Below are 18,454 nucleotides of genomic sequence, written 5' to 3'. Positions count from 1 at the left end.
TGTCCTTTTCTTTTGGAGTATGATAAAATATGCTGGACGGAGGGGAAACTATGTCTAAAAAGAACAAAGATATACAGGTTCAGATTAAAGAAGAAGAGCGTACGGTTGGTGGTAAAAAACAAATTGTTACTCAATTAGTAATCGGTAAAAAAATTATTGGTGAAATCATTCCTGAAAATAAAAATTTTCAAGCCTATAATGACGGGCATTTATTAGGGAATTACAGGACTTTAGATGATGGAATAGAAGCCTTGATTCGTAACTGGAATTTACATGAATAATTTTTGAAAAAGTACTTGCATTTTTTTTAAAGATTAGGTATTATAACTGAGTCGGGTTTTTAAATAATAAAAAAACCTAATTGGAGGAGTAGCGAAGTGGCTAAACGCGACGGACTGTAAATCCGTTCCTTAGGGTTCAGTGGTTCGAATCCACTCTCCTCCACCATTGGGGTATAGCCAAGCGGTAAGGCAAGGGACTTTGACTCCCTCATGCGTTGGTTCGAATCCAGCTACCCCAGTAGATTTTAAGTGAGTTGCAGGAGCACCTCACTTTTTTTGTGTTTTCATATAACAAATATATTTAACAATTCGTGCCGCGATTTCGTATCCTCAAAAGTCCCCAAAAGCATGCGATGCAAAGTAAAAAGACGATGAAAAGAATGAAGTTTATTGCCACATAAGGAAATACTGAAGGATTGATTATTGATAAAAGCGGCTCAATAAGCACCTTTTGGATAATTTGCGGAACGTCATTCTGCAAATTAGTTAATGCCTGAGTAATTTCTGGTAGATTACTGTGCGCGGGCAGGATACTGGTGTAAGCTCCGAATGCTCTACTGCCGATAGCAAGATATCCTAAGGCGAAGTTTCCTAAGCTAAAACCACCAATAACTAAATTTCCTAAAGCGAACAAACCGATAGCGAGATTGCCAAATGCAATGGCTCCCAAAGCTATATTTCCGGCGGTAAAAAGCCCGAACGATAAAAGCCCTGCTGAAAATATACCTAAGGATAGCAAGCCGATCGAAAAAAATCCTTTCGTGAAAACACCAAGTGAAAAAATTCCTGATGAAAAAACCCCAACACTAAATATCCCTTGTGCAGTTGGAATCAGTTGTCTTTTATGCCTCAATGAACTAATAGCAAATCTGCGATTATGCCATAACATCTCCGAAAGATTGGGGACAATGATATGCAGCAAGGGTAGATTAAACAGAAGAATGTTCGAGCGGTATTCGAAATATAACTCTGGATCTTGTTCATTCAAAAGATTGTCTAACGAAAGATCTAGCAATTGAGCAATATGTTTTAGCGTGCTGATGTCGGGATACCCAGCTCCGCGCTCCCATTTAGAAACAGTTCGATCAGAGACATATAAAATATTGGCTAATTGTTTTTGCGTTAGCTCGTTTCGTTGACGATAGTTTTTTAATTGTTTCCCTAAAAAGTTTTCCATTTAATAGCCTCTTTCATATTGATAAGATAAGCATAGCGAATTATTAATAAAATTGATAGAAAATTCAGCGAAAACCCGACTCTACTTTGCGTAGAGTGTTGATAAACTAGGATTTAGGATAAGAGAAGTTTTCTTGCTTGATGCCTTTCAAAATATGAGATACATTTAAATGGAAGAACTTTTTTAATATTAAAAGGGGGAAAAAACGATGAATAAAGTTGAGGAAGTCAAAGAAATGTTAACCGATACTGTGGCAAAAATTTACAGCACGATCAAAGACAATTCTTTAGAGATAACTAAAGAAAAAGGGAAGGCACCTCGTGTGCGTTCTGTTCGTCCGACTCGTCATACGATCAAATGGAAATCTAAAAATCATTAAGAAACAAAGAAAAAGCGCTCAGATTTTCTGAGCGCTTTTTCTTTAGTGATCGATTTCAATACCTAAAATAGTTAAGTGTCCATTGCCAACCAATTTGATAACTAGCTTAGATAAACTATCAGCGCTCATGGTTGTCTCACTAGTGATCCACCAATGCAAGGTGCCAACAAAAATCGAAGTCATGTATTCAATGATAAAGTCTAAAGGAACTTCAATATCGTTCTCAGTAATTTTCAAACGTTTAAAAACATGGGAATATTTTTCATTTAAAATTTCGGCAACTTTTTTCCGTAAGATTTCATTTCCTGAGGCATCCATGATAGTTAAAAAGAATTTTCTATTGGCTTGAATTTGCTCATAAATATTTTTTAGTACCATTTCAATTTTACGAACCTTCAAACGGTTGCCCTGAACAATTTGGTCAGGATCAAGGACAGCAGTGAATGCATCGATAGCTTGTTTAAAAATTTGGTCGTAGAGGTCTTGCTTATCTTTGAAATGAGCATAAAAGGTAGCACGATTGATCATTGCTTCATCAGCGATTTCTTGTATGGTGATATTGTCGTATCCTTTTATTTCTACTAAATGAATAAAAGCTTCCATAATCATTTTATTGGTGCGCTTAACACGTAGGTCGATTTTTTTTACCATAGTAAAATCCTTTCAGTTTTGCAACAGATTTCTTTGAATTGTTGCTTATCACACGAATGAAATGGTTTTGAGTATTGCATAACGTTCGAAATGTTTTTAGAATATACGTGAGTAGTATAACAAACACTTTGTAAGTTAATCAACATGTGTTGTTAAAAATGGAAGGTAGGAATAATTATGACATTACGAGCGGGGATTGATGTTGGCTCTACAACCGTCAAGTTGGTCATTTTAAATGAACAAAATGAGAGTCTGTTTGCAAAGTATGAACGACACTTTTCAGATGTGAAAGCTGCCACAGAACGTGTGCTGCGAGAAGCTGAAGTAGTGATCGGCAATCAAAAAATGACCATGAGCATCACAGGATCTGGCGGGATGGGTTTAGCGGATGTTTTAGAAATACCTTTTGTTCAAGAGGTAATCGCGTGTACACGCACAGTTGAGGAAATTATTCCTGAAACAGATGTAGCCATTGAGTTGGGTGGAGAAGACGCGAAAATCACTTTTTTTGAAGGCGCATTGGAACAACGCATGAACGGGAGCTGTGCGGGTGGTACAGGGGCTTTTATCGACCAGATGGCAGTTTTATTGAAGACCGATGCCAACGGTGTGAACGAACTAGCAAAGAAATATAAGACGATTTATCCAATCGCTTCCCGTTGTGGAGTGTTTGCAAAAACAGATGTACAGCCATTGATCAATGAGGGAGCGGCAAAAGAAGATATTGCTGCAAGTATTTTTCAAGCAGTTGTTAATCAAACAATTGCTGGTTTGGCAGCTGGTCGAAAAATTAAAGGGAATATCGCATTTCTTGGCGGACCATTATTTTTCATGTCCGAGCTTCGTCAACGTTTTATCGAGACATTGGATATCGCACCAGAGAATGTAATTTTTCCAGAAAACCCACAGCTTTTTGTTGCGATGGGTGCCGCTTTTTACTCAGAGGAAGCAGAAGTGACTTCGTTAGAAGCGTTATTGCATCGTTTGACGACTGCTGAAGAAGGGCATTTGTCTCCTTCAGATACCTTGGAACGATTATTTGAAGATGAAGCAGATTTGGCAGATTTTCGTATGCGGCATGGTCAAGCGCAAGCTAAGGAAAAGAGTTTGGCAGATCATGAAGGAGTAGCATTCTTAGGAATCGATGCTGGTTCGACGACGACTAAAGTTGCTTTGATCGATGATAGTGGAAACTTGATGTATTCATTTTATGGAAACAACCAAGGGCAACCTTTAGAAACAACTATGACAGTATTAAAAGATCTGTATAAGAAATTACCTGAAAATGTATTTATCGGAAAATCCGCAGTAACTGGGTATGGGGAACAATTGATTAAAAATGCCTTGAAGGTGGACATCGGTGAAGTTGAGACAATGGCGCACTATAAAGCGGCGAATCACTTTCAGCCAGGCGTTGATTTTATCCTAGACATTGGTGGTCAAGATATGAAGGCTATGACTATCAAAGAAGGTGCATTGTCTTCGATCCAACTGAATGAAGCGTGTTCTTCGGGGTGCGGATCTTTTATTGAAACGTTTGCTAAATCGTTGAATTATCGAGTGGAGGATTTTGCTCAAGCAGCCCTGAAATCGAAGGCTCCAGTTGATTTAGGTTCTCGTTGTACAGTCTTCATGAATTCTAAAGTAAAGCAAGTGCAAAAAGAAGGCGCCACTGTTGGTGATATCTCAGCGGGATTGTCTTATTCTGTTATTAAGAATGCTATCTATAAAGTAATCAAGGTACGTCGACCAGAGGAGCTGGGTGAAAAGATCGTCTGTCAAGGTGGAACCTTCTACAATGAGGCTGTACTGCGTGCTTTTGAAATGGTAACTGGTCGAGAAGTTGTTCGCCCATCGATAGCTGGTTTAATGGGGGCATTTGGGGCGGCATTGATTGCTATGGAAGATTACGAGCTGGGTGAAAAAACTGAAACCTTATCTTTAGACGAAATCGATAGCTTCACTGCAGAAAAGGAGTTCACTCATTGCGGACTATGTGAAAATAACTGCATGATGACAGTCACTTTATTCTCAGACGGTCGTCAGTTTATTACTGGCAATCGTTGCGAACGCGGTGCGCGAATCAAAATTAAGCGAGAAGATAAAAAAGTTAATTTGGTGGATTATAAATATCGACGTTTATTCAAATATCGTCCGTTACGCAAGAAGGATGCGGTTCGCGGTGAAATTGGAATTCCTCGTGTTCTTAACATGTATGAGAATTATCCACTGTGGCATACACTTTTTAGTGATCTGGGTTTTCGCGTAAAATTATCGCCGCGTTCAAACAAGGAGCTGTATGAGCAGGGGATGGAAACAATCCCTAGTGACACAGCTTGCTATCCTGCAAAAATCGCTCACGGTCATATTCAAGCCTTGATTGATGACGGTGTGCCAATGATTTTCTATCCTGGTGTAGTATTTGAACAGGAAGAATCTAAAGAAGCAGATAATCATTTTAACTGCCCAATCGTTCAAAGCTATCCAGATGTAATTCGCAACAACGTGGATGATATTCGTGAAGGCAAGGTTGATTATCGTAATCCGTATTTGAATTTAGCAAATGAACAATCAGTAGCGGCAGTCTTAGGTCGCTGTTTCCAAGACTTGGGGATTACACAAGAAGAAATCAATCAAGCACTGCATCATGCGTATGAGGAATTAAAAATATTTAAAGAGGATATCCGACAAAAGGGTGAAGAGACTCTATTGATGTTGAATCAAAAAGGCGAGCGCGGTGTGGTTCTTTCTGGCCGCCCCTATCATTTGGATCCTGAAATCAATCACGGAATCGCCGAAGTAATCACTCAAGAAGGATTTCATGTTTTAACAGAGGACAGCATTTCACATTTAAGTGATGTTGGAAATCTCCGCGTGGTTAATCAATGGGTCTATCATTCTCGTTTATATGCAGCAGCCCGTGTCGTTGCAAAATCGAAGAATCTTGAGCTTGTTCAATTGAATTCATTTGGTTGTGGACTTGATGCGGTCACGACGGACCAAGTAGAAGAAATCATGGAACAATATGGCAAAATCTATACTGTTCTGAAAATCGATGAAGGATCTAATCTTGGTGCGATAAGAATTCGCCTTCGTTCATTAAAAGCCGCAGTTAACGAACGAGACAAAACAAATTTCGAACCAGTTCGACGTTTCGAAGAACCAGAAAAAATCGTATTTACTAAAGAAATGCGTAAAACTCATACTTTATTGCTACCTATGCTGAGTCCGATTCACCAATCTGGTTTATTTGATGTTGCTTTGGAAGCATCAGGTTATAATGTCGTTTGTTTACCAGCGATGGATAGAGAAGCGGTCAATGTCGGTTTAAAATTTGTTAACAATGATTCTTGTTATCCGGCGATTATTTCGATTGGCCAACTTGTAGAAGCTTTACAAAGCGGCGAGTACGATCTAGATAATACGAGTGTAATGATGAGTCAAACAGGAGGCGGATGCCGCGCAACAAACTATATTCCGTTGTTGCGGAAGGCTTTAAATGACGCTGGTTTCCCACAAGTTCCGGTTGTTTCTGTTTCTCTAGGCAACAAAGGAGTAGAAAGCAATCCAGGTTTTAAATACACATTGCCGATGTTAAAACGAATTGTTGTTGCGATTCTTTATGGTGATTTATTTGAACGAGTCGTTTATCGAACACGTCCTTATGAGTTGGAAAAAGGGCAGATTGATGCTTTGCATGAAGAATGGCTGAAAAAGGTTGAAAGCAATGTTCGAAATGGCTCGTTGACAATTTTCAATCGTAACATGAAGAAAATCATCAAGGATTTTGATACGGTGCCTATTTCAGATGAAGTTAAACCAAAAGTCGGTGTTGTGGGTGAAATCTTAGTGAAATATTCTCCAACTGCTAACAACGACATTGTACGTTTATTGGAAGAAGAAGGTGCTGAAGCTGTTGTTCCGGATTTGATCGGGTTTATGAACTATTCCTTGTATAACCAAATTTGGAAATACGATAACATGGGAATGCCGAAGAAAAACAAAACGATTGCGGAAATGGCGATCAAACTGATTGAAGTCGTAGAGAAACCGATGGATAAAGCCCTGCGTGCTTCTGAACGCTTCACCGGCATCCATTCTATTTATCAATTGGCTGAAGATGCCAGCAAGATTCTTTCAATTGGGAATCATACTGGAGAAGGCTGGTTCCTGACGGGTGAGATGATCGATCTATTGAAAACAGGTGTTAATAATATTGTCTGTATGCAACCATTCGGTTGTTTGCCAAACCATGTAGTTGGTAAAGGTGTCATCAAGGAATTGCGTCATCAATATCCGAAGTCAAATATTGCTGCGATTGATTACGATCCAGGAGTGTCAATCGTTAATCAATTAAATCGAATTCGCTTGATGATGGCGACTGCCAACAAGCAATTAAAAGAAGAAGTAAAGAATTAGTTATAAGAGTAGACCAATTAAAAATGGTCTGCTCTTTTATTTTGAAAAAAAGATGTATGAGCAAAGGAGATAGAGGATTATTGTTGTGCATTAGGTATATACCAGTTATAATGAAAGTAGAAAAATTGAACGGGGTGACGGAACGTGGCGAATCAAGTGCCAGTTTATATTCAAATACATGATCAATTAAAGCATGAAATTGAAAACGGTGTATGGAAGGTTGGTGCTCGCTTGCCTTCTGAACGAGAATTATCGTTGAGATTTGGAGTAAGTCGAATGACTCTCCGCCAAGCGATTCAAACATTATCCGATGAAGGAATTTTAGAACGAAAGATCGGTTCAGGAACGTATGTAGCAAGTAAGAAAGTACAAGAAAAAATGAGTGGGACGACCAGTTTTACTGATATCATGGAATCATTGGGGAAAGTACCTTCTAGCAAGACTATTTCGTTTTTTCATTCACGAGCAAGTTCCAGTGAAGCAGAAAAATTGGGATTAGAAAAAGGGGAACAAGTTTTGCGCATGGAGCGAATTCGTTACGCTGATGATGTGCCGATTTGCTTCGAAGTCGCAAGTATTCCAGCCAAGCTGATAGAAGGGTTTAGTAAAGAAGAGATTACAGATTCTTTTTATCATAGCTTGCAAGAAAAGGGCTTTGAAATCGGTCGGGCAAATCAAACGGTATCAGCGATTTTGGCATCTGAACAAATTGCTGAATATTTAGCTGTGAAACGCGGTGATGCCATTTTAAGACTGCGTCAAATTTCTTATTTGGCAGATGGACGTCCATTTGAGTACGTGCGTACACAATACGTCGGTAGCCGTTTTGAATTTTATTTAGAAAAATAATCCAAGAGGGCTACACCTCTTGGATCAATTGTTCATGGTAAGTAACTTCACCAGTTTTAAAGCTGACTTGGCCATTTAGCAGATCAGTAACCTGACTTTCAAAGTCAGTCACTTTATTTTCGTCTACCATACAGGTTACAACGACTTGATCCGTAAATTGAGTATCTTTAACTGACAGGTGTTCATTTGTGATGAAATTTTCCATCTTTCCCCACTGCGGATAGTCTAGCTGAACTAAGATTTCTTGTTGCAGTCGACCTTCTACAATGCCAGTAGCAACTAGCGCTTTGGCAACAGCACCTGAATAAGCTCTGATCAAACCGCCAGCGCCGAGTTTGGTTCCGCCAAAGTAACGCGTTACGACAGCACAAACATTAATCAGGTCATTTTTTTTCAGTACCTCTAGTATAGGAACACCGGCGGTTCCGCTGGGTTCGCCGTCATCTGATGAGCGCTGAATTTCATTACGATCACCTAAAACAAAGGCACTACAATTATGATTCGCTTTCCAATGCTCCTTTTTGATTTGTTGAATGAAGTTTTTTGCTTCTTCTTCTGATTCAATGCGCTTCAAAAAACAAATGAAGCGAGATTTTTTTATTTCTGTTTCGTGTTGATTGTCTTCTTTGATGGTTCGATAATTTTGCAGCATGATTTTGCCTCACTTTAGTTTTCTCTATTATAGTATAGGAGAAAAGCAGGGCAGGTTTCAACTAAAGGCTGTTTATCAATATGATTTTGTTTGAAGGTGAGGGATGAGCATGACACGTGCAAAAAAATATGATGGGATTACTCATTATTTGAAAAGTAATAACGGCTCTCAGGTGACATTGACTTTTACTCAGTTTGATGAGCTGTTGTTTCCCCGCAGTGGTCTGCCGCAAACAGCGCGAAGGGATCTAGATTGGTGGGCAAATGATTATCGTCATCCAGAAAAGGGCGCCTATGGCTGGTTGAATGCCAATTATGAAGTAGTACAAGTGAATCTTAATAAAGAGTATGTGGTCTTTAACAAATTGGTAAAATCAAGTTGGTTGATATAAGGATAAGGAAGTGCGACGATTTAATCGTCGCGCTTCCTTTTTACATCCCTCTATATCTGTATGTATCTTATTCTTAAAGGTAGCAGAATAATAGGAAGATTGACGCGTTTGCTTGCGTACGTTTATTGCAAGAAGGGAGGATTCGCATGGAAATAACTGGTCAACATCTATTATTGAGCGAGTGGCAGACGTTCTATCCACAAGTAGATTTGAAGTGTACTGAAAAAGAACCTGCAATGATAGAAGTTAAAGAGGGCTGGCTATGTCAGCGTTGCGGAGGAGTTTCTCAGGAAAAATTGCCAGCCGGTTTTTTTATTGTACAGACTGTCTAGCTTTGGGGCGTGTGGATAGTCGCAGCTTTCTTTACTATTTTCCAGTAAAAAAATTGCCCGTTAGATCAGTTGAACTAATTTGGTCGGGACAACTTTCTCCTTCACAACATAAAATTGCTGAACAATTGTTAGAAGATCAGAGTATTGCCAAAACTTTCTTACTTTGGGCGGTGACAGGAGCGGGGAAAACAGAAATTCTATTTCCACTTTTGAAGACTTCATTAGAGCAAGCAAAACGAATCGCTGTAACATCACCTAGAGTGGATGTTTGTAATGAACTTTATTTGCGTTTTTGTAAAGCATTTCCGCAAGAACGAATCAGTCTGTTTCATGGACAGGATCGGAAGGATGCAGGAGATACTTTTGTTGTGTGCACGATCCACCAGCTTTTACGTTATCGTGATTATTTTGATTTGATAATTGTTGATGAAGTTGATGCATTTCCTTATGCAGCAGATCCGTTATTGCATCGGGCAGTAGATGACGCACAAAGAAAAGATGGAAATCGTATTTACTTGAGTGCAACTCCAGATGATTTTTTGAAGAAGAATGTCGATCGTTTCTATTATTTGCCAGCACGTTATCATCGTCGTAGTTTGCCAGTCCCGCAACTATTATTTTCTTGGCGTTTAGAGAAGTATTTATCTAAAGGGCGACTACCAAAAAATATTTTGACTAAAATTACTCAACTGTTAGAGAAAAACAATGTGCTGCTTTTCTGTCCCAATATCCCTTTGTTAGCAAAAATGGCGGACCACATTCAATATGTATATCCGACAGTTCAGTTGACAACTGTTTTTGCACAAGATCAAGAGCGCTTAATCAAGGTTGAAAATATGCGGGCAGGCAAGTATCAGTTACTTTTAACGACTACTATTTTAGAACGCGGTGTAACTTTTGAGAAAGTGTCAGTTGTAGTATTGCAGGCTTCTCATCGTGTGTTTAATAAGGCAGCGTTAGTCCAAATTGCTGGAAGAGCAGACCGCAAGGGAGATTACGCTCATGCAGAAGTCATTTTTATCGCAAGTGAAGTTACTGCTTCAATTAAAAAAGCAATCGTTGAAATTGAAGGGAATAACCAACAGGCGCTATTGGAGGGATTAATCGATGCGTTGTAGCTGTTGCCAAAAGGAACTGATTAATAATGTAACTTTACGAGAATTGTTTTTTTCCAGTAGTCAAAGATGTTATCATTGCGAAAAATTATTCTCAAAAATTGATCAAGCAACTGCTTGTCCCGGCTGTGGACGACCAAATTCAGCAGAATTATGTTCGGATTGCCGTTTATGGCAGCAGCAGCTTGGATTTGTTATGAAGAACTATAGTCTGTTCCGTTATGATGACGGCTTTCGTCAGTGGATCGAACCCTATAAGTTCACAGGGGACTATCGTTTACGAGGAGCCTTTGTCTTGGAATTGAATCGGGCACTTCAAAACTACCGATCCTATTTGTTTTGTCCTTTGCCTCTTTCAAAAGAGCGTTTTGAAAAAAGAGGATTTAATCAAGTGTGTGGTTGTTTAGATTTGACGAAGTTTTCTTATGAGCTTCTATTGAGACGCAGTGAGTTAGTTCCACAATCAGAAAAATCCCGTGAAGATCGCTTACGAATGGAACAGCCTTTTCAAATAAATGGACCAATTGAAAAAATTAGAAATCAAAAAGTTTTATTAATAGACGATGTTTACACAACAGGACGTACGCTGTTCCATGGTGCGGAATTGCTTTATGAAAAGGGAGCAGAAACAGTGAAAAGCTTGACTTTTGCACGCTAAAATGCATCCTTTTAGCTTTGGAAATTGATAGCGATTTACTTTGCAAAAGGATTAGATTTCGATATAATAGAGATAAGAAGAAGAGGCAAGAGTGGTCCTTCCTCCTATCTTCAGTTGGCAAGACGAAAGGGGCAATACGTATGTTCAAATATAATGTTCGTGGGGAAAACATCGAGGTTACAGAAGCTATCCGCAATTACGTTGAAAAGAAAGTAGGAAAGTTAGAACGCTACTTCACTGATGTTCCGGACGCAACTGCTTATGTCAATTTGAAAGTTTACACAGAAAAAACGGCAAAAGTTGAAGTAACGATTCCATTACCATACTTAGTTCTTCGGGCGGAAGAAACTTCACCTGATTTATATGCAAGTATTGATTTGGTTGTGGATAAATTAGAACGTCAGATCCGCAAATTTAAAACAAAAATTAATCGTAAAGCACGCGAAACCGGTGTACCTGAACGTGAAGTGGAAGTGTTAGTGAACGCTGAAGATTCAGAAGAATCTGAATTAGAAATTGTTCGTACTAAACGTTTATCACTGAAACCAATGGGCAGCGAAGAAGCTGTTTTACAAATGAACATGCTTGGACATAACTTCTTTATCTTTGAAGATGCAGAAACAAACGGTACAAGTATCGTTTATCGTCGTAAAGACGGCAAATATGGTTTAATTGAAACTGACTAACAGAAATTTAGTGCCTTCCAGTATTTGCTGGAAGGTTTTTTATTTTGATTGAAAATAAAGTTTTGGAATAATTCCATTTTTTTATCCAGAGTTACTTCCAACAAGCCTTGCTATTAAAGAAAACTATCAAAAAAGATTAATCATTGTATAAGTCGCTTTTTATTCGCTATGAGAAGTTTCTTTTCTCAAGGACTAATGATAAAATATACTAGCGGGTTTCTATCAAAAAATAGAAAATGAAAAGAAATAAAGGAGTAAGATAAACGAATGGCAAACTTTCTGAAACGAATGATTGAAAACGATAAAAAAGAATTAAAACGATTGAGCGGTATTGCTGACAAGGTCGAAGAGTTTTCTGGCGACATGGAAAAATTATCAGATGGGCAACTGCGCGGCAAGACTGAGGAATTCAGAGGACGCTACCAAGCTGGCGAAACGCTGGATGATTTATTGCCAGAAGCGTTTGCAGTAGTACGTGAAGCGGCAAAACGTGTCTTAGGACTATATCCTTATCATGTGCAATTAATGGGGGGGATCGTATTACACGATGGTAATATCCCTGAAATGAAAACCGGGGAAGGAAAAACGTTAACAGCGACGATGCCGGTTTATTTAAATGCTTTAACAGGCGAAGGCGTCCACGTAGTCACAGTAAATGAGTATTTAGCTACACGTGACTCGACTGAGATGGGTGAATTATACAATTTCTTGGGTTTGAGTGTCGGATTGAATATTAATTCGAAAACGGCTGATGAAAAACGTGAAGCCTACAACTGTGATATCACTTATAGCACGAATAATGAACTCGGCTTCGACTATTTGCGGGACAACATGGTAGTTTATCAAAGTCAAATGGTTCAACGTCCATTGAACTACGCTATCGTCGATGAAGTAGACTCAATTTTGATTGATGAAGCGAGAACACCATTAATTATTTCTGGTGCTGCCGAAAAATCAACGGCGCTTTATACACGAACAGATAACTTTGTAAAACGTTTGAAAGAGGACGAAGATTTCAAAATCGATATCCAATCAAAAACAATCGGATTAACAGAACAAGGGATCGAAAAAGCAGAGGAAAACTTTGGTTTAGAAAACCTATATGATTTGGACAATACTGCTTTGACGCACCATTTGGATCAAGCGTTGCGTGCAAACTTTATCATGATCCGTGACATTGATTATGTAGTGCAAGAAGGAAAGGTCCTGATCGTTGACCAATTTACTGGTCGTATCATGGATGGTCGGCGATATTCTGACGGATTGCATCAAGCGATCGAGGCAAAGGAATCTGTTGAAATTGAAGACGAAACTAAAACAATGGCAACAATTACTTTCCAGAACTATTTCCGGATGTATAAAAAATTAGCCGGAATGACGGGTACTGCTAAAACGGAAGAAGAAGAATTCCGTGAAATTTATAATATTGAAGTTATTCAAATACCAACGAATCGTCCCATTGTTCGGGAAGACCATGCAGATTTGTTATACCCGACATTGGAGAGCAAATTCCATGCGGTGGTACAAGATATCAAGGAGCGTCATCGTAAAGGACAACCGATCCTAGTCGGTACAGTTGCTGTTGAAACATCTGAATTACTTTCTAATATGTTGGATCGCGAAAAAGTTCCACATGAAGTTTTAAATGCGAAAAATCACTTCAAAGAAGCGGAAATTATTATGAATGCCGGACAAAAAGGTTCGGTAACAATCGCTACTAATATGGCGGGTCGAGGAACTGACATCAAATTAGGTCTGGGAGTTGTTGAGTTAGGCGGCCTTGCGGTAATTGGTACGGAGCGTCATGAATCACGCCGTATTGATAATCAGCTGCGTGGACGTTCAGGTCGTCAAGGGGATCCAGGTGTTTCACAATTTTATCTTTCATTGGAAGATGATTTAATGAAACGATTTGGTTCTGAGCGAATCAAAGCCTTCTTAGATCGCATGAAGGTTGAAGATGAAGATGCGGTGATTCAAAGTAAAATGCTGACTCGCCAAGTGGAATCTGCTCAAAAACGAGTAGAGGGTAATAACTACGATACTCGTAAGAACGTTTTGCAATATGATGATGTGATGCGGGAACAGCGTGAAGTTATTTACAAGCAGCGTCAAGATGTGATCATGGGTGAAAAAGATCTAACACCAAACTTGTTGAACATGGTACGTCGGACGATTTCACGTGTTGTAGACAGTCACACTCAATTGGAGAAGGAAAATTGGAATCTTGAAGCTCTAGCAGATTTTGCTGGTGCGACATTGGTTCATGAGGATTCTGTTTCAAAAACAGATTTTGAAGGCAAGACGCCAGACGAAATGAAAGACTATCTATACGATCGCGCAAAAGCGGTCTTTGATACAAAAGTGTCACAATTGCAAAGTCCTGAACAGCTATTGGAATTTGAAAAAGTGGTTATCTTGCGTGTCGTTGATACGAAATGGACAGATCATATCGATGCGATGGATCAATTGCGTCAATCTGTTGGACTTCGTGCATATGGACAAAATAATCCACTAGTTGAATATCAAACAGAAGGCTATAAAATGTTTGAGGACATGGTTGGGGCCATCGAGTTTGAAGTAACTCGTCTCTTTATGAAAGCAGAAATCCGTCAAAATGTTCAACGTGAGCAAGTAGCACAAAATCAACAAGAACATCCTGTGGAAGCTGATGGTGATCCAAAGAATTTGACTCATACAAAACAACAACCGGTTCATGTAGAAAAAGTCGGACGAAACGATCCATGTCCATGCGGCAGCGGTAAAAAATACAAAAATTGCCACGGCAAAGGACAATAATTTTTTACGAAAAAAGAACCTCTAGGACGGGACATAGCTGCTATGTCTCGTCTTTTGACAGTTCTGTTAAGGGATAAACGAAGCTGATTTGTTAGAGTAAATGTTTAATCGGAAGATATGCATGCAAAAAAACTGTATACTACTAATTGAGAAAGCTAGATTTAGAATTACTGGTTAAAACGGATGAGTTTTATCCGTAAGAAAGAAGGAATAGATTTGGAAAACGCAGAAATACGCAATTCGTTAGACACAATGCAAGAGCAGGTCTTAAGCTTCAGGGGGTCTCTTTGACCTTGAGCAGTTAGAAGAAGATATTGCTGAAGCAGAAAATCAAATGACAGCAACAGATTTCTGGGATGATTCGGAAAAAGCTCAGGCTTTAATCAACCGTAACAATGCGGCGAAAGAAACATACGATCAGTTTCAAGCAATCGCGAATGAAACGGATGAACTGAATGTTATGTGGGAAATGCAGCAAGAGGAATACGATACAGAGTTGCAAACGGAATTGGAAGAGCGACTAGTAAAGTTGCAAGAAAAAATTGCTGCTTTTGAGTTGTCGTTATTGTTAGACAATCCTTACGATAAAAATAATGCAATTCTAGAGTTGCATCCTGGAGCTGGTGGAACTGAGTCACAGGATTGGGGATCGATGCTACTAAGAATGTACACACGTTGGTCAGAGCAACACGGTTTTTCTGTTGAGACGATTGACTACCAATCAGGTGATGAAGCGGGCATTAAGAGTGTTACTTTAATGATCAAAGGAACCAATGCATATGGCTACTTAAAATCTGAGAAAGGTGTGCATCGGTTAGTGCGAATTTCGCCATTCGATTCAGCTAGTCGACGTCATACGTCTTTTTGTTCTGTGGAAGTTATGCCTGAGTTAGATGAAAATATTGAAGTTGAAGTGAATACTGATGACTTGAAAGTCGATGTTTATCGAGCTAGTGGTGCAGGTGGACAGCATATCAATAAAACTTCTTCAGCTGTTCGTATCACTCATCTGCCAACGGGCACGGTGGTTGCTAGTCAAGCACAGCGGTCACAGTTTCATAATCGGGAAACTGCGATGCAAATGCTGAAAGCAAAACTGTATCAATTAGAGATAGAAAAGAAGGAGCAGGAAGCTGCTGCTCTGCGGGGGGAACAAAAAGAAATTGGCTGGGGCTCACAAATTCGTTCTTATGTTTTTCACCCTTACTCCATGGTTAAGGATCACCGTACAGAATATGAGACGGGGAATGTTCAGGCAGTTATGGATGGCGACTTAGATCCTTTCATTGACGCTTATTTGAAATGGCGCTTAGCACAAGAGGTTTAAGGGTAAAATGAAATCAAATTGTAAAGTAATGAAAGCCAGTTGCAATGTTGGCATGCTATAATAACAAAGAATTTAAGAGGATTTGGAGAGATAAAGCATGATTGAAATGCAGGATGTAACAAAAAAGTATCCTAATAAGACAACTGCTGTACGTGGGATTTCGGTCCGTATCGATCAAGGTGAGTTCGTCTATGTCGTTGGCCCCTCTGGTAGCGGAAAATCTACTTTCATCAAATTAATGTATCGTGAAGAAAAAGCAACTTCTGGAAAAATATTAGACGTTGCTCGCCATGATTTATTAAAAATTAAAAATAAAGAAGTTCCTTACCTACGTCGTGATGTCGGCGTTGTTTTTCAGGACTTCAAATTATTACCTCGTAAGACAGTTTATGAAAATGTTGCTTATGCAATGCAAGTAATTGGCCGTAAGCCGCGAGAAATCAAAAAACGTGTTATGGAAGTTTTGGACCTTGTTGGTCTGAAACATAAAGTCCGCGTGTTTCCAAGTGAGCTGTCTGGCGGGGAGCAACAGCGGGTTTCAATCGCGCGTGCTATCGTGAACACTCCCAAAGTGTTGATTGCTGATGAACCAACAGGGAATTTGGATCCAGATACTTCATGGGAAATCATGAAGCTATTAGAACGCATCAATAACCAAGGAACAACGATTGTGATGGCAACACATAATAAAACGATTGTTGATACCATGCGTCATCGCTTAATCGCAATTGAAAATGGTTTGATCGTTCGGGATGAAGCGGAAGGAGAATACGAGTTTGATGATTAGAAATTTCTTCCGACACTTGTTGGAAAGTATCAAGAGCGTTAAACGTAACGGCTGGATGACTTTAGCATCTGTCAGTGCGGTGACAATTACGTTGACAATGGCAGGAATCTTTCTGGCAGTTATCATGAACGCGACAAAATTAGCACAAGACGTTGAAGGCAATGTTGAAGTAACGGTTTTTGTTGATATCGGTACAAAAGACAAAGAATTAAAAGAGCTCAAATCTGATTTGCAGGATATAAAGCATGTTGATAAAGTGAAGTTTTCTAGTAAAACAGATCAATTGAAAAAATTGCAAAAACAAATGGGTGACGCTTGGGATTTATTCGAAGGTGACAGCAATCCGCTTTACGATGTATATGTGGTTAGTGCGACAGATGCGCAATACATTCGTCCTGTAACGCGTGAAGCAAGTCAGCTTCCGAATGTTTTTCGTGCAAACTATGGCGGCAACTCGGCTGATCGAATCATCCAAATGGCGAAGGTAGTTCGTACTTGGGGTCTGGCAGCTGCAGCATTGTTAGTCTTTGTAGCAATATTCTTGATCTCGAATACTATTCGAATCACGATTATTTCGCGTAAAACAGAAATTCAAATCATGCGTCTTGTAGGTGCTAAGAATGGATATATCCGTTGGCCATTTTTCCTTGAAGGTGGTTGGATTGGCTTGATAGGTTCTATCGTTCCAATCTTAGTTTTAACATATGGCTATTCGCAAGTTTATGGTTTAGCAGCACCGTATCTGCTCCAATCAAATCTAGCACTGTTACGTCCAAGCCAAATCGTTTGGATATTGGATATTACAATGGCAGTTGGCGGGTATCTGATTGGTTCATTAGGTTCAGTGATTTCTATGCGTCGCTTCTTGAAAATTTAAAAAAAGTGAACTTCTCTGTTTTTTCAGAGAAGTTTTTTTATTGCAACTAAGAAAGAACTTCTTGCTTGCCTTTTCCAATAAAAGAATTTAAGATAGGAATCAAGTTAATAAAACGCTACCGAGCAAGGGAGCCAATTTCGTTAGGTCATTGAAGAAATTGGACTCCCTTTTTGTCGTTTCCCTTTTTATAGCATTGGTATGCGCAATATTACTTCAGATTATTTTAGGAGGATTATTTATTATGGCATGGGTATCGTTGATTGTTGCGGGCCTTTTCGAAATGTTTTGGGCGACAATGATGAAAATGAGTGAAGGGTTCAGCAAATTGAATTATTCGTTATTAACAATAGTGGGTATGATTGCAAGCTTTTATTTTTTGGCTAAATCGCTTCATTCGTTACCGATGAGCTTGGCTTATCCAATTTGGACTGGGATTGGAGCAGTGGGTGCGATTTTGATCGGTGTATTTTTCTTTAAAGATCATTTATCCCCTCTGACCTGTTTTTTTGTACTTCTTTTAGTAGTCGGTATCATTGGAATTAAGATTACTAGCGGACATTAAGCAAAAAGTGCGATAAACTATTTTTAGAAAAAATAGGAGGTACTTATGATTAAATCAACTGATGAGTTAACGTCGCAAGAGTTATTAACGATTTTGCAGGCTCGCACCGCTGTTTTTGTAGTGGAGCAGAAATGTCCGTATCAAGAAGTTGACGAGGAAGATCGTCAAGCGCTGCATGTTTGTCTGGAAGAAGAAGGAGAACTTCGAGCCTATGCACGAATTTTGGAGGATGGAGAGATTATTCATTTTGGACGTGTGCTAGTGGTGAAAAAGTATCGCGGACAGCAATTAGGAAGGAAAATTGTTGCTGCGACGTTAAATGAAATTGACAAACGCTATCCAGATCGAACGATTGTCATTTCAGCACAAGCACATTTAGTGGATTTTTATCGCTCATTTGGATTTGAACAAAATTCTGAGATATATTTAGAAGATGAAATCCCTCACATTGAGATGATTTTGGAAAATGCCCAAAATCGTTAATGCACATTGTTTACATTCAGCATTTTCTC

18 protein-coding genes and 2 tRNA genes are annotated in these 18,454 nt (G+C 39.2%); 17 read left to right on the top strand and 3 right to left on the bottom strand.

All coding sequences use genetic code 11. The features are described from left to right. The first annotated feature begins 50 nt into the window (after positions 1-50). From IGI67_RS08235 to IGI67_RS08225, 3 genes are all read left to right on the top strand, one after another. Positions 51-281 (top strand): DUF2969 family protein, encoded by a 231-nt coding sequence (locus tag IGI67_RS08235; protein ID WP_207109375.1) that lies wholly within the window; start codon positions 51-53, stop codon positions 279-281. Positions 282-363: 82 nt separating this feature from the next. Next, a tRNA-Tyr gene (locus IGI67_RS08230) sits at positions 364-447 on the top strand. A 1-nt stretch (position 448) separates the two neighbouring features. Continuing rightward, a tRNA-Gln gene (locus tag IGI67_RS08225) sits at positions 449-520 on the top strand. 62 nt (positions 521-582) lie between these two features. Here IGI67_RS08225 and IGI67_RS08220 read toward each other — a convergent pair. After that, positions 583-1,458: a helix-turn-helix domain-containing protein gene (locus IGI67_RS08220; RefSeq protein WP_429957376.1), complete on the bottom strand. Its 876-nt coding sequence runs from the start codon at positions 1,456-1,458 to the stop codon at positions 583-585. Between the two features lie 208 nt (positions 1,459-1,666). On the opposite strand from IGI67_RS08220, the gene IGI67_RS08215 reads away from it, so the two are divergent. Further along, positions 1,667-1,837, top strand: a complete 171-nt coding sequence (locus tag IGI67_RS08215) for a hypothetical protein (protein ID WP_207109373.1) — start codon at positions 1,667-1,669, stop codon at positions 1,835-1,837. 42 nt (positions 1,838-1,879) lie between these two features. On the opposite strand, the gene IGI67_RS08210 is transcribed toward IGI67_RS08215, so the two are convergent. Continuing rightward, positions 1,880-2,488, bottom strand: coding sequence for a TetR/AcrR family transcriptional regulator (locus tag IGI67_RS08210; RefSeq protein WP_207109372.1), 609 nt, complete (start codon positions 2,486-2,488; stop codon positions 1,880-1,882). A gap of 177 nt (positions 2,489-2,665) precedes the next feature. On the opposite strand from IGI67_RS08210, the gene IGI67_RS08205 reads away from it, so the two are divergent. After that, positions 2,666-6,907, top strand: coding sequence for an acyl-CoA dehydratase activase-related protein (locus tag IGI67_RS08205; protein WP_429957375.1), 4,242 nt, complete (start codon positions 2,666-2,668; stop codon positions 6,905-6,907). Positions 6,908-7,051: 144 nt separating this feature from the next. After that, positions 7,052-7,756, top strand: coding sequence for a UTRA domain-containing protein (locus IGI67_RS08200; RefSeq protein ID WP_207109370.1), 705 nt, complete (start codon positions 7,052-7,054; stop codon positions 7,754-7,756). A gap of 10 nt (positions 7,757-7,766) precedes the next feature. Here the strand turns inward: IGI67_RS08200 and IGI67_RS08195 are convergent, their stop codons facing one another. After that, complete coding sequence (locus IGI67_RS08195) at positions 7,767-8,408, bottom strand: YigZ family protein (RefSeq protein WP_429957374.1); 642 nt, start codon at positions 8,406-8,408, stop codon at positions 7,767-7,769. Positions 8,409-8,511: 103 nt separating this feature from the next. On the opposite strand from IGI67_RS08195, the gene IGI67_RS08190 reads away from it, so the two are divergent. From IGI67_RS08190 to IGI67_RS08140, 11 genes are all read left to right on the top strand, one after another. Further along, on the top strand, positions 8,512-8,799 hold the full coding sequence (locus IGI67_RS08190; RefSeq protein WP_207109368.1) for a DUF7662 domain-containing protein: 288 nt from the start codon (positions 8,512-8,514) through the stop codon (positions 8,797-8,799). A 146-nt stretch (positions 8,800-8,945) separates the two neighbouring features. Beyond that, positions 8,946-9,131, top strand: coding sequence for a hypothetical protein (locus tag IGI67_RS08185; RefSeq protein WP_429957373.1), 186 nt, complete (start codon positions 8,946-8,948; stop codon positions 9,129-9,131). After that, the gene (locus tag IGI67_RS08180; RefSeq protein WP_429957372.1) at positions 9,062-10,249 is read left to right on the top strand and encodes a DEAD/DEAH box helicase family protein; all 1,188 of its coding nucleotides are present in this window, start codon (positions 9,062-9,064) and stop codon (positions 10,247-10,249) included. Before IGI67_RS08185 ends, IGI67_RS08180 begins: the two co-directional genes overlap by 70 nt. Then, positions 10,239-10,904: a ComF family protein gene (locus IGI67_RS08175; protein WP_429957371.1), complete on the top strand. Its 666-nt coding sequence runs from the start codon at positions 10,239-10,241 to the stop codon at positions 10,902-10,904. Before IGI67_RS08180 ends, IGI67_RS08175 begins: the two co-directional genes overlap by 11 nt. 140 nt (positions 10,905-11,044) lie before the next feature. After that, on the top strand, positions 11,045-11,590 hold the full coding sequence (gene hpf, locus IGI67_RS08170) for a ribosome hibernation-promoting factor, HPF/YfiA family (protein ID WP_067622946.1): 546 nt from the start codon (positions 11,045-11,047) through the stop codon (positions 11,588-11,590). Between the two features lie 267 nt (positions 11,591-11,857). After that, the gene (gene secA / locus IGI67_RS08165; RefSeq protein WP_429957370.1) at positions 11,858-14,389 is read left to right on the top strand and encodes a preprotein translocase subunit SecA; all 2,532 of its coding nucleotides are present in this window, start codon (positions 11,858-11,860) and stop codon (positions 14,387-14,389) included. Between the two features lie 216 nt (positions 14,390-14,605). After that, a protein-coding gene (prfB, locus tag IGI67_RS08160) for a peptide chain release factor 2 (protein ID WP_207109364.1) occupies positions 14,606-15,716 on the top strand; the annotation gives its coding sequence in 2 pieces (ribosomal slippage) (positions 14,606-14,677 and positions 14,679-15,716; 1,110 coding nt in all). 97 nt (positions 15,717-15,813) lie between these two features. Next, a complete protein-coding gene (ftsE, locus tag IGI67_RS08155) occupies positions 15,814-16,503 on the top strand; it encodes a cell division ATP-binding protein FtsE (protein ID WP_207109363.1) in 690 nt (229 codons plus the stop codon). Beyond that, entirely contained in the window at positions 16,496-17,380 is an 885-nt protein-coding gene (gene ftsX, locus IGI67_RS08150) for a permease-like cell division protein FtsX (RefSeq protein WP_207109448.1), read from the top strand. The genes ftsE and ftsX overlap by 8 nt, the downstream gene beginning before the upstream one ends. A 241-nt stretch (positions 17,381-17,621) precedes the next feature. Then, a complete protein-coding gene (locus tag IGI67_RS08145; RefSeq protein ID WP_207109362.1) occupies positions 17,622-17,942 on the top strand; it encodes a DMT family transporter in 321 nt (106 codons plus the stop codon). 45 nt (positions 17,943-17,987) lie between these two features. Further along, positions 17,988-18,425 carry a GNAT family N-acetyltransferase gene (locus IGI67_RS08140; RefSeq protein WP_429957369.1) on the top strand — a complete coding sequence of 146 codons (438 nt, stop codon included), beginning with the start codon at positions 17,988-17,990 and terminating at the stop codon, positions 18,423-18,425. Positions 18,426-18,454: the final 29 nt, after the last annotated feature.

The sequence above is a fragment of the Enterococcus sp. AZ196 genome (assembly GCF_050498845.1).
Taxonomy (GTDB): Bacteria; Bacillota; Bacilli; order Lactobacillales; family Enterococcaceae; genus Enterococcus_A; species Enterococcus_A murrayae.
The sequence above is the reverse complement of the archived record's forward strand: the minus strand, read 5'-3'. Positions and strand labels throughout refer to the sequence as shown.